Below are 12,148 nucleotides of genomic sequence, written 5' to 3' on the forward strand. Positions count from 1 at the left end.
GTTCTTGCCGCTGCACGCCGCTGCACGCCCAGGGAGCCGCCCGTGTCCACCGCATACCCCGCCCCAGCCGCCCCGGCGGCCCCCGAGACACGGCGACTCGACGGCGTCGTACGCGAGGCGGCCGTACCGCCCCTCGCCCAGCCGGTGACCCACGGCTCGCTCGCCGACCTGCCCTTCGAGAACGCCTCCGCCGCACCGGACGCGGTGGTCCTCAGCCGCAAGTGGCCGGACGGCCGCTGGACGGACGTCACGGCGGAACACTTCGCGGCCCAGGTCCTCGCGGTCGCGAAGGGCCTGATCGCGGAGGGCCTGGCACCCGGCGACCGCATCGCGATCATGGCCCGCACCACCTACGAGTGGACCCTGCTCGACTTCGCCGCCTGGGCGGCCGGCCTGGTCACCGTGCCCGTCTACCCGACCTCCTCCGTCTTCCAGACCCGCTGGATCCTCCAGGACTCCGGTGCCGTCGCCCTGGTCACGGAGACGGTCGGACAGGCGTCGGCCCTGGGCCCGGAACGGGACCGGCTCCCGGACCTGCGGCACGTGTGGGTGATGGAGAAGGGGCACGTGGAGCGCCTGGCGGAGCTGGGCGCGGCGCGGGTCGCGGACGCCGAAGTGGCCGTACGGCGTGGCGTGCTGGGCCCGGACACCCTCGCCACGCTCATCTACACCTCCGGCACGACGGGCCGCCCGAAGGGCTGCGCGCTCACCCACGGCAACTTCTTCGCGGAGGTCGACAACGCGATCGAACTCCTCTACCCGGTCTTCAAGTCGGACGGGCGCGACGGGGACGACCTGTCGGTCCTCCTCTTCCTCCCCCTCTCGCACGTCTTCGGCCGCATGGTCGCCATCGCCTGCATCCGCGCCCGGGTACGGCTGGGCCACGCCCCGAGCCTGAAGTCGGAGGACCTGCTGCCGGACCTGGCCGCCTTCCGGCCGACGTGTCTGCTGGCCATCCCGTACATGCTGGAGAAGGTCTTCAACACGGCCCGCGCACGCGCGGAGTCGGGCGGCAGACTGTCGTCCTTCGACCGCGCCGTGGCGGTGGCGCGGCGCTACGGCGAGGCCGTCGAGGCCCACAAGACCGGCGGCGGTCCCGGCCCCGGCGCCGCCCTCCGCACGGCCCGCGCCTTCTACGACCCCCTGGTCTACCGCCGTATCCGCAACGCCATGGGCGGCCGCGTCCGCCACGCGATCTGCGGCGGCTCCCCGCTCGGCCGCCGCCTCGCCGCCTTCTACGCGGGCGCGGGCATCGAGATCTACGAGGGCTACGGCCTCACGGAGACCACCGGCGCCGCCACGGTCACCCCGCCCCTGAAACCCCGCCTGGGCACGGTCGGCTGGCCGCTCCCCGGCACCCGCGTCCGCATAGCGGCGGACGGCGAGATCCTGATCGCCGGCGAGCACGTCCTGCGCGGCTACTGGGACCCGGCGGCCGGCGGAGTGGTCCCGGCCGCCCCCGACGGCTGGCTGCCGACCGGCGACCTGGGCGCCCTGGACGACGAGGGCTATCTGTCCATCACCGGCCGCAAGAAGGAGATGATCATCACGGCGGGCGGCAAGAGCGTGGCCCCGGCACCCCTGGAGAACTGGCTCCGCTCCCATCCCCTGATCTCCCAGGCCATGGTCCTGGGCGACGGCCGCCCCTACGTCTCCGCCCTCCTCACCCTCGACCCCGACGGCCTCAACCACTGGCGCCAGATGAACGGCAGACACCCCGTCCCCGTTGACCTCCTCATCGACGACGCGGAACTGGAAGCCGTCCTCCAACGTGCCGTCGACGAGGCCAACAAACTCGTCTCCCGCCCGGAGTCCATCCGCCGCTTCGCGATCCTGCCCCGGGACTTCACCGAGGCGGCCGGCCACCTGACCCCCTCCATGAAGCTGCGCCGGGAGCAGATCCTGCGCGACTTCACGGAGACGGTGGAGGGGCTGTACGGGCACTGAAGGACTGAAGGAGGGGCGGCCCCTGCGGTCACTTGGTGGCGTACCCCGGGCCTCAGCCCCCAGCCTCACCCCTCCACCCACTCCGCCGCCACCGCACCACCATGTCCGCGAACGCCCGTGCCGGCGGGCTCAGCGCGTCCCAGCGGCGAACAGCCCAGCCGACAGGCAGCGGGCGCAGCCCCCGCACCGGGATCAGGCGCAGCTCGCCCTCCCCGGGCACCGGCAGCCCGGGGAGGGCCGGGATGACGGCGCGGCCCGCTCCCAGCTCGGCCAGCAGCAGGGCCGTGTCCCAGTCGGCGACGCTCGTGTCGTAGGAGAAGCGGACGCCCGACTCGACGCAGGCGGACTCCAGATGGGCGGCGGAGGCGGAGTTGGGCGGGAGGCGGATGAGGCGGACGTCGGTCAGATCGGCGGGGTCCACGGACACGTGGTCGGCCATGGGATCGTCCGCGCGGACCGCGAGGACCCAGGGCAGCTCCACCACTGGCCGCTGCTCGATGCCCCGCACCGGCGGGCCCAGCGTGATCCACGCCAGGTCGAGTGTGCCGTCGGCAAGGGCGTCGAAACTGCCCCGGCCCGAACTGACCGTGCGGAACTCCAGGTTGACCTTGGGATGGCTGCGGCGGTACGCGACCAGCGCGTCCGACATGAAGTGGCGGACGGTCGTCGCGCCGGTCGCGACGCGGACGTAGCCGCACTCGCCGTCCACCAGGTCCCGCAACTGCCGTACGGCGAGGTCGAGTCCGGCGATGCCCTCCGCCGCCGCCGTCTCCAGCAGACGGCCGGCCTGGGTCGGTGCGACCCCTCTGGGCTGACGCTCCAGCAGGGCGACGCCCGTCTCCCGTTCCAGTCGCTTCACGTGCTGGCTGACCGCCGACTGCGTACAGCCCAGTTCGCGGGCCACCGCGCTCAGGCTTCCGGCCCGGCACACGGCCACGAACACGCGCAGATCGTCCAGGGTCATGAGACCCAAGCTAGCACTTGGGTCCATGCACTATTCCTTAGGATTGACTGGGCGCAGCGCCCTGGATGAAGATCTCCACTGGGCCCAGGGCGGCAACCCGCTCCCGCTCCCGCCGAGCTCCGGACCGGCGCGGAGGAGGGGCGGGTGCCGACCCGCACACACCGACACGCTCGTCATGGATGGGACTCATGGACGGGACTCATGGATGGGACTCATGTATGAGACCAGAGGACTGCGCGTGACGGAGCAAGCCGTCCTCCTCCAAGCCGTCCGCTTCCTGGAGGAGTCGGGAGCCGGGGACCTGCCCCACCCCGGTGGCACGCTCCTCGCCCATCTCAGCCGGGTCCAGGCCCGCCTCGCCGCCTGGGACGCCCGACCCGCCCTCCGGCTCGCCGGGCTCTGCCATGCCGCGTACGGCACCGACGGTTTCGCCGGGTCCCTGCTTCCGCTGGACCGCCGTACCGACCTGGCGGCGTTGATCGGCGCGGAGGCCGAGGAGATCGTGTACCGCTACGCCGCCTGCGAACGGAGCGCCACCTACCCGACGCTGGCCGAGCCCGGTGCGCCGCTCCACGACCGATTCACCGGCCGACCGCACGCCGCCGACCCCCGGTTGCTCCGCGACTTCGCCGAACTCACCGCCGCCAACGAGCTTGACCTCGCCGACCAGGACCCCGCCTTCCGTGAGCGCTGGGGCCCCCACCTCTTCGAACTGTTCACCCGGCTGCGGCCCTTGCTGAGCGACGCGGCCTGGGCCGACTGCCGCATCACCCTCGCCTGACCGCACCGCTCATGGTCTGCGGGCGATCAGATACGCCTGGGGGACTTTCTCGCCCAGCTCCGGATCGGCCTCGCGGACCGTACGGGAGTGCAGGGCGAAACCGGCCCCGTCGAGCAGCTCGGCGATCGCCTCCGGGCGGCGGCGCTGGAAGTCCAGGGCGACGGGGTGGTCCCAGGGCCGATCGAGGTGGAGGGGTTCGTCGCCCACCTGGAAGGCGAGGAGGAGGTGGCCGCCGGGGGAGAGGAGGCGGTGGAACTCCTCGAGGAGCGCGGGCATTTCGGTGACCGGCGTGTGGATGGAGGAGTACCAGGACACCACCCCGTTCAGTGAGCCGTCGGGAAGGCCCAGGTCCTGCATCGAGCCCTGCTCGAACCGCAGCCCGGGGTTCTCCCGACGGGCCACGGCGATCATGCCGGCCGAGAGGTCCACCCCGAACACGTCCAGTCCGAGGTCGTGCAGACGCGCGGTCACCCAGCCGGGGCCGCACCCGAGGTCGGCCACCTTGCCGCCGGGCCCGACGAGTTCGGCGAAGAGGCCGAACAGGGCCCGGTCCATCGGGAAGCGTGTGAACAGGTCACGGAAGTGCTCGGCGTAGTCGTCGGCGATGGCGTCGTAGAAGGCGCGGGTGGCGGTGAGGAAGTCGGGGGTGGCCATGGGTACGACGCTAACGGCGCCCACTGACACTCCGACCGACGCCGTACGGCTCAGGCCACTCCCGCCGCCCGGAGCCCCGCCGTCACTCCCGCAGCCACCAGCACCACCACCGGGAACGGCACCCGGCGCCACGCCAGCGCGCAGGCCGCGAGCACGCCGATGAGCCGCGCCCAGCCCCCGAAGCCGTCACCCTCGGTCGCCGCGCCGGTGACGAGCAGGGCGACCAGGAGAAGCACGGCACCGGCGGAGAGCAGTTCCTGCACGCGCGTGGGTAGCTCGACGCGACCGTGCAGCGCCGGTCCCACCAGCCGGAAGGCGTACGTCCCGACGGCCAGGGCCAGGATCACCGCGACCGTGGCGCTCATACGGCGGCGCCCTTACGGCCGTATGCGAGGAGCCCGGTCAGCGCCAGCAGTACCGGTACCCCGGCCGGGACCGCGGGCGTCACCGCCAGTGCGACCACCGCGCCCAGCGCCGCAGCGCGCCGGATGCGGGCGTTCTCCCGCAGTGCGGGCAGGACGAGCGCGGCGAGCACGGCGGGGAAGGCGGCGTCGAGGCCGTAGGTCGCGGTGTCGCCCAGGGCGGTGCCCAGGACGGCGCCGACGAGGACGCCGATGTTCCACACCGCGTACAGGCCGAGGCCGGAGATCCAGAAGGCGGCCCGGCGGCGCCCGGGGTCGGACTGGGCCAGGGCGAAGGCGACCGTCTCGTCGGTCACCAGGTGCGCCCCGAGGAAGCGGGCGGCGCGGCCGCGGCCGAGGATCTCGGCGACGGCGAGGCTGAAGGCGGCCGTGCGGGTGTTGAGGAGCAGGCCGGTGGCGGTGGCGGCGACCGGGCCGCCGCCGGAGATCAGGATGCCGACCGCGCTGAACTGGGCGGATCCCGCGTAGACGACGAGGGACATCACGACCGGCACCCAGACGGGCAGCCCGCCGGCGACGGATATCGCGCCGAAGGACACACCGACGACACCGCTCGCCATCCACACGAGGGCACTGTCGCGGACGAGGGGGCCCCGGGCAGGGGACGAGTCTGTTCGTTGTGGCGAACGCATGTTTCCTACAATGAACAGAATGAGGATCGTTCGTCAAGTCGAACGATCATACCGATGGAGTGAACGACGACGAACATGACTGAACCCCTCGGCTGGATCGCAGCCTCCTTGCGCCGGGAGCGCGCCCGCGCCGGGCTCTCCCTGTCCGAACTGGCCAAACGAGCAGGTATCGCCAAGTCCACGCTGTCGCAGCTGGAGGCGGGGAACGGGAACCCGAGTATCGAGACCGTCTGGGCGCTGGCGGTGGCCCTTGGTGTGCCCTTCAGCGTGCTGGTGGAGCCGCCGTCGCAGTCCGTGCAGGTGATCCGGGCGGGCCAGGGGCCGTCGGTCGCCTCGGAGCACGCGAACTACGTCGGCACGCTGCTGTCGGCGAGCCCACCGGGCGTGCGCCGGGACATCTACCACGTGCGCGCCGAACCGGGCGCGGCCCGCGAGTCGGCACCGCATATTCCGGGATCGGTCGAGCATCTGATCGTCAGCACCGGGAAGGTGAAGGCGGGGCCGCTGGGAGAAGGCGTGGAGCTGAATCCTGGGGATTATGTGACGTATCGCGGAGACCTGCCGCATTTCTACGAGGCGCTGGCGCCCGGGACGACATTCGTGCTGGTGATGCAACACGTCTGAAGCGGAACGACTGAAAGGCAGGAGCCCCGTCGCCATGTGGCGCGGGGCTCCTTGGGTACTGCTCTCAGACTGCGATCACGATGCCACTGGTGGCGATCAGACCGGGGTGACGTTCTCCGCCTGCGGGCCCTTCGGGCCCTGGGTCACGTCGAAGCTCACCTGCTGGTTCTCTTCGAGAGAACGGAAACCCGAGGCGTTGATCGCGGAGTAGTGAACGAAGACGTCGGGGCCGCCGCCCTCCTGGGCGATGAAGCCAAAGCCCTTTTCGGCGTTGAACCACTTCACGGTTCCGGTAGCCATAAGCCCTCCTTGGGCTCACAAAGGGTTGCCCTGCTCCAGAACCTGCAAGTGTGAAACGGTGCCGCACAACTGCATATGTCTGAAAACGACGAGAGCCCGCGGTTACATGCTCCGCAGGCTCTGTACTGCAAGGGAAACCAAACTGCAACTTGCGGCGAGCCTAGCACGCGGGCAGCCGAAAGCAATAGAGGTCAAGATCACTTCACCCGGATGTTTGAACATCCGGATGATGGTTGACCCGGACGGCGGATCGGCCCGGGATCGGGTCGGGGTGGGGTCGGGGACGGCAGCGTACCCGATGGGGTCTAGTCTCGCGATGTGGACAATTCTCGCACCCGGCCGCGCGTCGGCCACATCCAGTTCCTGAACTGCCTGCCCCTGTACTGGGGGCTCGCGAGAACCGGCACGCTCCTCGACTTCGAGCTGACCAAGGACACCCCGGAGAAGCTCAGCGAGCGCCTGGTGCAGGGAGACCTCGACGTGGGGCCGGTCACGCTCGTCGAGTTCCTGCGCCACGCGGACCAGCTGGTCGCCTTCCCCGACATCGCGGTCGGCTGCGACGGACCGGTGATGAGCTGCGTCATCGTCACCCAGGTCCCGCTGGACCGGCTGGACGGCGCCCGTGTGGCCCTCGGCTCGACCTCCCGCACCTCGGTCCGCCTGGCCCAGCTGCTGCTGGCCGAGCGCTTCGGCGTACGGCCGGACTACTACACCTGCCCGCCCGACCTCAGCCTGATGATGCAGGAGGCCGAGGCCGCCGTACTGATCGGTGACGCGGCCCTGCGGGCCAATCTGCACGACGGCCCGCGCCTCGGGCTGGCCGTGCACGACCTCGGTCAGCTGTGGAAGGAGTGGACCGGGCTGCCCTTCGTCTTCGCGGTGTGGGCGGCGCGCCGGGACTACCTGGAGCGGGAGCCGGTCATCACCCGCCAGGTCCACGAGGCGTTCCTCGCCTCCCGCAACCTCTCCCTGGAGGAGGTCGGCAAGGTCGCCGAGCAGGCGGCGCGCTGGGAGGAGTTCGACGAGAAGGTCCTGGAGCAGTACTTCACCACCCTGGACTTCCGCTTCGGCGGGCCGCAGCTGGCGGCGGTGGCCGAGTTCGCCCGCCGCGTCGGCCCGACGACCGGCTTCCCGGCGGACGTGAAGGTGGAACTGCTCCGGCCGTAACCTGCCTCTCACACAGGAGGGTGCTCCGGGGGAGGGGTGAGGGCATGCAGCCGCTCGGTGCGGACGAACCCACCGTCGTGGGGCCCTACCGGCTGCTCGGACGGCTCGGGTCCGGCGGGATGGGCCGGGTCTATCTCGGGCGCAGCGCCGGGGGCCGTACGGTCGCCGTGAAGATCGTGCATCCGCACTTCGCGCTCGACGAGGAGTTCCGCGCCCGCTTCCGCCGCGAGGTGGAGGCGGCACGCCGGGTGGGCGGCGCGTGGACCGCGCCGGTGCTGGACGCGGACCCGGAGGCCGCCGTGCCCTGGGTCGCCACGGCCTACGCGGCCGGCCCGTCCCTCGCCGCGGCCGTCACCTCGGACGGCGGCGGCGCACTGCCCGGGCACACGGCACGGGTACTGGGCGCGGGGCTGGCCGAGGCGCTCGCCGCGGTGCACGAGCTGGGGCTGGTGCACCGGGACGTGAAGCCGTCGAACGTGCTGCTGACCGTCGACGGCCCGCTGCTCATCGACTTCGGTATCGCCCGGGCCACGGACGGCACGGCTTCGCTGACGTCGACGGGCGTCTCGGTCGGCTCGCCGGGCTACATGGCCCCCGAGCAGATCCTCGGCAAGGGCGTCACGGGAGCGGCCGACGTCTTCTCGCTGGGCGCGGTGCTCGCGTACGCGGCGACCGGCGAGCCCCCTTTCCGAGGGGACAGCTCGGCGACGCTGCTGTACAAGGTCGTCCATGAGGAGCCCGAGCTGGGGGAGCTGGGCGCGGGCGTGCTCCGGGAGGTCGTCGAGGCGTGCCTGGCGAAGGAGCCGGCCGCTCGGCCGACCCCCGGGGAGGTGGCCCGCCGGCTCGCTCCCGAGGGGGCGGCGCGGCTGGTGGCGGCGGGGTGGCTACCGGGGCCGCTGGTGGAGCGGTTGGGGCGTACGGCCGTGGAGTTGCTCAATCTGGAGGGGGCGTCCGACGGGGCGGGCGGAGATACCGGGTCCGGGGGCGCCGGGTCCGGGATCGTCGGGTTCAGCGAAGTGGCGGTGCAGGGGGAGCGGACGGGTGCCGTCGGGGAGTTCGGGCCGCCGCCCGTGATGCCTGTGCCCACCGTCGTACCCGGCGCCGTACACACCGCCGCACCCGCCGCGGTACCCGCGCCGGTCGACCCTCCGACCGCGCCTTCCCCGGGCAGGCCCGGCAAGGTGTCCGTCACCGTGGCCGCCGGCGCGGGGGCCGGGGAGGGCGGGCGGGGGCGGCGGTTGAGCTGCACGGTCGCGTTGGCGGTCGCCGGGGCGCTGGCGGCGGTGACGGTGGGCTCGGCGTTCCTGTTCGAGCTGCTGCCGGGCGGGGAGAGCGACGAGGACGCCGGTCCGTCGGGGGCGTACTCCCCGGCTCCGTCGTCCTCGCCGGGCGATGCGGCGACGCCGAGCGCGAGCCCCAGTACCAGTCCGGGGCCCAGCACTCTGCCGACGCACTACATCGGCACCTGGGAAGGACAGGGCAGCGGGCTCGGCGGTGCCCTTCCCATGGGTACCTTCCGGGTGACCGTCCAACAGGCCGGTGTAGGGGAGAAGCTGGGGGAACTGCACCAGACCGACATCATCGGCGCGGTCTGCGTGGACGTGCTGACCCTGAAGCAGGTGACGGAGACCGAGGTCGTCGCCACATCGGTCGGCGCGAAGTCCAACCACAGCGGCTGCAACCCGAAGCCGCACACCATCCGGCTCACCCCGACCGGCGACGACCTGACGTACACGTCGGACAGCAAGGCGGAGGGCAACCCGGTGGCGCGGATGTCACGGGTCTTCGGGGACGAGTAGGACGCGGGGGCGGGGAAACGGGGTGGGCAGATGGTGAGTACGCCGCCGAGCGATGCCGTGGTCATCGCGTTCGCCGCGCTGTGGGGCGCACTGGCCGGCTCCCTGCTGCCGCGCGCCGCCTACCGCTTCTCGGTCCCCCTGGAGGAGGCGGACGAGGGCGCCGGCTGGCGGGCGAGCTGCCCGGCCGGGCATGCCGTCCGGGGGTGGCTGGGGCGGGCCCGGTGCGGGCGGTGCGAGGGCGGTCGCCTGGACGCGCCGGCCACTTCACCGTCGTACTCCTACGGCATCCCCGTCCTCCGCCTCGCCACCGTCACCGCCCTCGTCTGCGTCGCGCTCGCCGCCGCCACCGGGATCCGGCCGGAGCTGGGCGTGTGGTTGCTGCTCGCACCGGTCGGGGTGCTGCTGGGCGTCGTGGATCTGCGGGTTCAGCGGTTGCCCGATCCGCTGACGCTGCCGCTCGCGGTCGTCGTGCCCGCCCTGCTGGGTGTGGTGGCGGTGCTGCCCGAGCACGCGGGGCGGTGGACGACATCGCTGCTGGGCGGGCTCGCACTCGGCGGCGGCTATCTGCTGCTGCACCTGATCAATCCGGCCGGACTGGCCTTCGGCGATGTGAAGCTGTCGCTGGGGGTGGGCGCGGCGCTCGGCTGGTACGGGTGGGCGTCGGTGATGCTCGGCACCTTCGCCGGGTTCCTGCTCGGCGCGCTGTACGCGGGCGTGCTCGTGCTGGCGCGCAGGGCGGGGCGCGGGACGGCGATCGCGTTCGGGCCGTTCCTGCTCGCGGGCGCGCTCGTGGGACTTCTGGCGGGGGCGTACGCGGCCTGACGCCGGGTCGGCGGGAGCGCTGGCGTAGGCTGGCCCGGTCCGCCCACCCGTCTCCCACCACCACCCTTAAATCGGGCGCTTCGCGCTCACTTCCTGATCAGCCCTTACGAACCTTGCGAAAGGGACGCCGTGACCGAGAAGGCCGACCTCACCTCTTTTGATGTCACAGCCGTCCTCGACCGCGCCGCCGCGGGCGGGCGGATCACTCCCGAGGAGGCGCTCGACCTCTACCGCGACGCGCCCCTGCACGCTCTGGGCGCCGCCGCCGACGCCGTACGCCGCCGCCGGTACGCGGGGACCGAGCACATCGCGACGTACATCATCGAGCGGAACATCAACTACACCAACGTGTGTGTGACGGCCTGCAAGTTCTGCGCCTTCTACGCACCGCCGAAGAGCGACAAGGGCTGGACGCGCGACCTGGACGACATCCTGCGGCGCTGCGCCGAGACGGTCGAACTGGGCGGTACGCAGGTCATGTTCCAGGGCGGACACCACCCGGACTACGGCGTCGAGTACTACGAGAAGCACTTCGCCGCCATCAAGAAGGAGTTCCCGCAGCTCGTCATCCACAGCCTGGGGGCGAGCGAGGTCGAGCACATGGCGCGGATCTCCAAGGTGTCGGTCGAGGAGGCCATCCAGCGGATCCACGCCGCCGGTCTCGACTCCTTCGCCGGCGCGGGCGCCGAACTGCTGCCCGAGCGGCCGCGCAAGGCCATCGCCCCGCTGAAGGAGTCCGGCGAGCGCTGGCTGGAGATCATGGAGACCGCGCACCGGCTGGGCGTGGAGTCGACCTCGACGATGCTGATGGGCACGGGCGAGACCAACGCCGAGCGCATCGAGCACCTGCGGATGATCCGTGACGTGCAGGACCGGACCGGTGGCTTCCGGGCCTTCATCCCCTACCTCTACCAGCCGCAGAACAACCACCTCAAGGGCCGCACGCAGGCCACGATCTTCGAGTACCTGCGGATGATCGCGATCGCCCGGATCTTCCTCGACAACGTGGCCCACATCCAGGGCTCCTGGCTGACCACCGGCCAGGACGCGGGCCAGCTGACCCTGCACTACGGCGCGGACGACCTCGGCTCGGTCATGCTGGAGGAGAACGTCGTCTCGGCGGCCGGGGCCAGGCACCGCTCCAATCTTCAGGAAATGATCGACATGATCCGTACGGCGGGGCGGGTGCCGGCCCAGCGTTCCACGACGTACGAACACCTCGTCGTCCACGACGACCCGGCGAACGACCCCGTCGACCAGCGGGTCGTGTCCCACATCTCGTCCACGGCGATCGAGGGCGGCACCGCGCACCCCGAGCTGAAGATCCTGGCTTCCAACTGAGCCTGCCTTGCTGACGATCCACGCCGCCGACCTGCTGCTTCCCGGCCATCCGGAGCGGCCGGCCGTGCCGGGTGGCGCGGTGCTCGTGGACGGGCGTGCGATCGCTGCCGTCGGTCCGTACGAGGAACTGGCGGCCGCGCATCCACGCGCGCGCGTACGACGCTGGCCGGGCCTGCTGACCCCGGGCCTGGTCAACCCGTATGGCCCTGAGCTGCTGGAGCGCGCCTACCACCCCGACCCCCGCGAGGCCGACGAGCTCGGCACCGAGCCGCTGACCGGCGAGGCGCTCGCCGCGCTCGCCCTGACCGACGTGCGCCGGGGAGCGAGCGCGCGGCGCGGGGTGCAGCGGATGCTGGCGCGCGGCACGGTGGCCGTGGCGGGGGACCTGCGGCTGCCCGAGGTGCTGGACGCCGTGCACCGGTCCGGGCTGACGGCCGGGGAACGGTTCGAGGACCCGCCCGGTCCGCCGACCCTCGACCCGCTGGCCGGGCGGACCGCGCTCGCGGAGGCGACCCTGCGGCCGCTTCTGCCGCACGCCGGCCTGCCCGCCACCTTCGCCGTCTTCGACGCGCCGGACGAGGCGGGGCTGTTGGCCCACGGCGCCGACTGCTGCGTGGCGACGGTACTGGACGGCCGCCTGGTCCACCGACGCCGGTAGCTCCGCTCGGCGGCCGCGGGCCGCGGGGCTGTGGGTC

13 protein-coding genes are annotated in these 12,148 nt (G+C 72.2%); 8 read left to right on the forward strand and 5 right to left on the reverse strand.

Going from position 1 to position 12,148, the window contains the following annotated elements; all coding sequences use genetic code 11:
• Nucleotides 1-42: 42 nt before the first annotated feature.
• Nucleotides 43-1,947, forward strand: a complete 1,905-nt coding sequence (locus ACH5AC_RS29705) for an AMP-dependent synthetase/ligase (RefSeq protein WP_398865283.1) — start codon at nt 43-45, stop codon at nt 1,945-1,947.
• A gap of 52 nt (nt 1,948-1,999) precedes the next feature.
• On the opposite strand, the gene ACH5AC_RS29710 is transcribed toward ACH5AC_RS29705, so the two are convergent.
• The gene (locus ACH5AC_RS29710; protein WP_398865284.1) at nt 2,000-2,911 is read right to left on the reverse strand and encodes a LysR family transcriptional regulator; all 912 of its coding nucleotides are present in this window, start codon (nt 2,909-2,911) and stop codon (nt 2,000-2,002) included.
• A gap of 238 nt (nt 2,912-3,149) precedes the next feature.
• Here ACH5AC_RS29710 and ACH5AC_RS29715 point away from each other — a divergent pair, with 238 nt between their 5' ends.
• Complete coding sequence (locus ACH5AC_RS29715; protein WP_398865285.1) at nt 3,150-3,692, forward strand: DUF6817 domain-containing protein; 543 nt, start codon at nt 3,150-3,152, stop codon at nt 3,690-3,692.
• 9 nt (nt 3,693-3,701) lie between these two features.
• On the opposite strand, the gene ACH5AC_RS29720 is transcribed toward ACH5AC_RS29715, so the two are convergent.
• Genes ACH5AC_RS29720 through ACH5AC_RS29730 form a run of 3 tightly spaced genes read right to left on the reverse strand, consistent with a single transcriptional unit; the run spans nt 3,702 to nt 5,400 of the window.
• Nucleotides 3,702-4,346 (reverse strand): class I SAM-dependent methyltransferase, encoded by a 645-nt coding sequence (locus ACH5AC_RS29720; RefSeq protein WP_398865286.1) that lies wholly within the window; start codon nt 4,344-4,346, stop codon nt 3,702-3,704.
• Between the two features lie 50 nt (nt 4,347-4,396).
• A complete protein-coding gene (locus tag ACH5AC_RS29725) occupies nt 4,397-4,711 on the reverse strand; it encodes an AzlD domain-containing protein (protein WP_398865287.1) in 315 nt (104 codons plus the stop codon).
• A complete protein-coding gene (locus tag ACH5AC_RS29730; protein WP_398865288.1) occupies nt 4,708-5,400 on the reverse strand; it encodes an AzlC family ABC transporter permease in 693 nt (230 codons plus the stop codon). Before ACH5AC_RS29730 ends, ACH5AC_RS29725 begins: the two co-directional genes overlap by 4 nt.
• Before the next feature lie 75 nt (nt 5,401-5,475).
• On the opposite strand from ACH5AC_RS29730, the gene ACH5AC_RS29735 reads away from it, so the two are divergent.
• The gene (locus tag ACH5AC_RS29735; RefSeq protein ID WP_398865289.1) at nt 5,476-6,024 is read left to right on the forward strand and encodes a helix-turn-helix domain-containing protein; all 549 of its coding nucleotides are present in this window, start codon (nt 5,476-5,478) and stop codon (nt 6,022-6,024) included.
• Between the two features lie 96 nt (nt 6,025-6,120).
• Here the strand turns inward: ACH5AC_RS29735 and ACH5AC_RS29740 are convergent, their stop codons facing one another.
• Nucleotides 6,121-6,324, reverse strand: coding sequence for a cold-shock protein (locus ACH5AC_RS29740; RefSeq protein WP_003992177.1), 204 nt, complete (start codon nt 6,322-6,324; stop codon nt 6,121-6,123).
• Between the two features lie 318 nt (nt 6,325-6,642).
• Here ACH5AC_RS29740 and ACH5AC_RS29745 point away from each other — a divergent pair, with 318 nt between their 5' ends.
• From ACH5AC_RS29745 to ACH5AC_RS29765, 5 genes are all read left to right on the forward strand, one after another.
• Complete coding sequence (locus tag ACH5AC_RS29745) at nt 6,643-7,491, forward strand: menaquinone biosynthetic enzyme MqnA/MqnD family protein (RefSeq protein WP_398865290.1); 849 nt, start codon at nt 6,643-6,645, stop codon at nt 7,489-7,491.
• 44 nt (nt 7,492-7,535) lie between these two features.
• A complete protein-coding gene (locus tag ACH5AC_RS29750) occupies nt 7,536-9,290 on the forward strand; it encodes a serine/threonine-protein kinase (protein WP_398865292.1) in 1,755 nt (584 codons plus the stop codon).
• Nucleotides 9,291-9,320: 30 nt separating this feature from the next.
• Nucleotides 9,321-10,112 carry a prepilin peptidase gene (locus ACH5AC_RS29755; RefSeq protein WP_398865293.1) on the forward strand — a complete coding sequence of 264 codons (792 nt, stop codon included), beginning with the start codon at nt 9,321-9,323 and terminating at the stop codon, nt 10,110-10,112.
• A 129-nt stretch (nt 10,113-10,241) separates the two neighbouring features.
• The gene (gene mqnC, locus ACH5AC_RS29760) at nt 10,242-11,453 is read left to right on the forward strand and encodes a cyclic dehypoxanthinyl futalosine synthase (protein WP_398865294.1); all 1,212 of its coding nucleotides are present in this window, start codon (nt 10,242-10,244) and stop codon (nt 11,451-11,453) included.
• A 7-nt stretch (nt 11,454-11,460) separates the two neighbouring features.
• Nucleotides 11,461-12,111 carry an imidazolonepropionase-like domain-containing protein gene (locus tag ACH5AC_RS29765; protein WP_398865295.1) on the forward strand — a complete coding sequence of 217 codons (651 nt, stop codon included), beginning with the start codon at nt 11,461-11,463 and terminating at the stop codon, nt 12,109-12,111.
• Nucleotides 12,112-12,148: the final 37 nt, after the last annotated feature.

Source organism: Streptomyces sp. NPDC018693, from assembly GCF_044391385.1.
Classification (GTDB): Bacteria; Actinomycetota; Actinomycetes; order Streptomycetales; family Streptomycetaceae; genus Streptomyces.

Excerpts from the sequence above, each read along its gene's own strand:
- ACH5AC_RS29710 (WP_398865284.1), bottom strand. The coding sequence starts at position 2,911 with ATGACCCTGGACGATCTGCGCGTGTTCGTGGCCGTGTGCCGGGCCGGA.
- ACH5AC_RS29720 (WP_398865286.1), bottom strand. The coding sequence starts at position 4,346 with ATGGCCACCCCCGACTTCCTCACCGCCACCCGCGCCTTCTACGACGCC.
- ACH5AC_RS29725 (WP_398865287.1), bottom strand. The coding sequence starts at position 4,711 with ATGAGCGCCACGGTCGCGGTGATCCTGGCCCTGGCCGTCGGGACGTAC.
- ACH5AC_RS29730 (WP_398865288.1), bottom strand. The coding sequence starts at position 5,400 with ATGCGTTCGCCACAACGAACAGACTCGTCCCCTGCCCGGGGCCCCCTC.
- ACH5AC_RS29735 (WP_398865289.1), top strand. The coding sequence starts at position 5,476 with ATGACTGAACCCCTCGGCTGGATCGCAGCCTCCTTGCGCCGGGAGCGC.
- ACH5AC_RS29740 (WP_003992177.1), bottom strand. The coding sequence starts at position 6,324 with ATGGCTACCGGAACCGTGAAGTGGTTCAACGCCGAAAAGGGCTTTGGC.
- ACH5AC_RS29750 (WP_398865292.1), top strand. The coding sequence starts at position 7,536 with ATGCAGCCGCTCGGTGCGGACGAACCCACCGTCGTGGGGCCCTACCGG.
- ACH5AC_RS29755 (WP_398865293.1), top strand. The coding sequence starts at position 9,321 with ATGGTGAGTACGCCGCCGAGCGATGCCGTGGTCATCGCGTTCGCCGCG.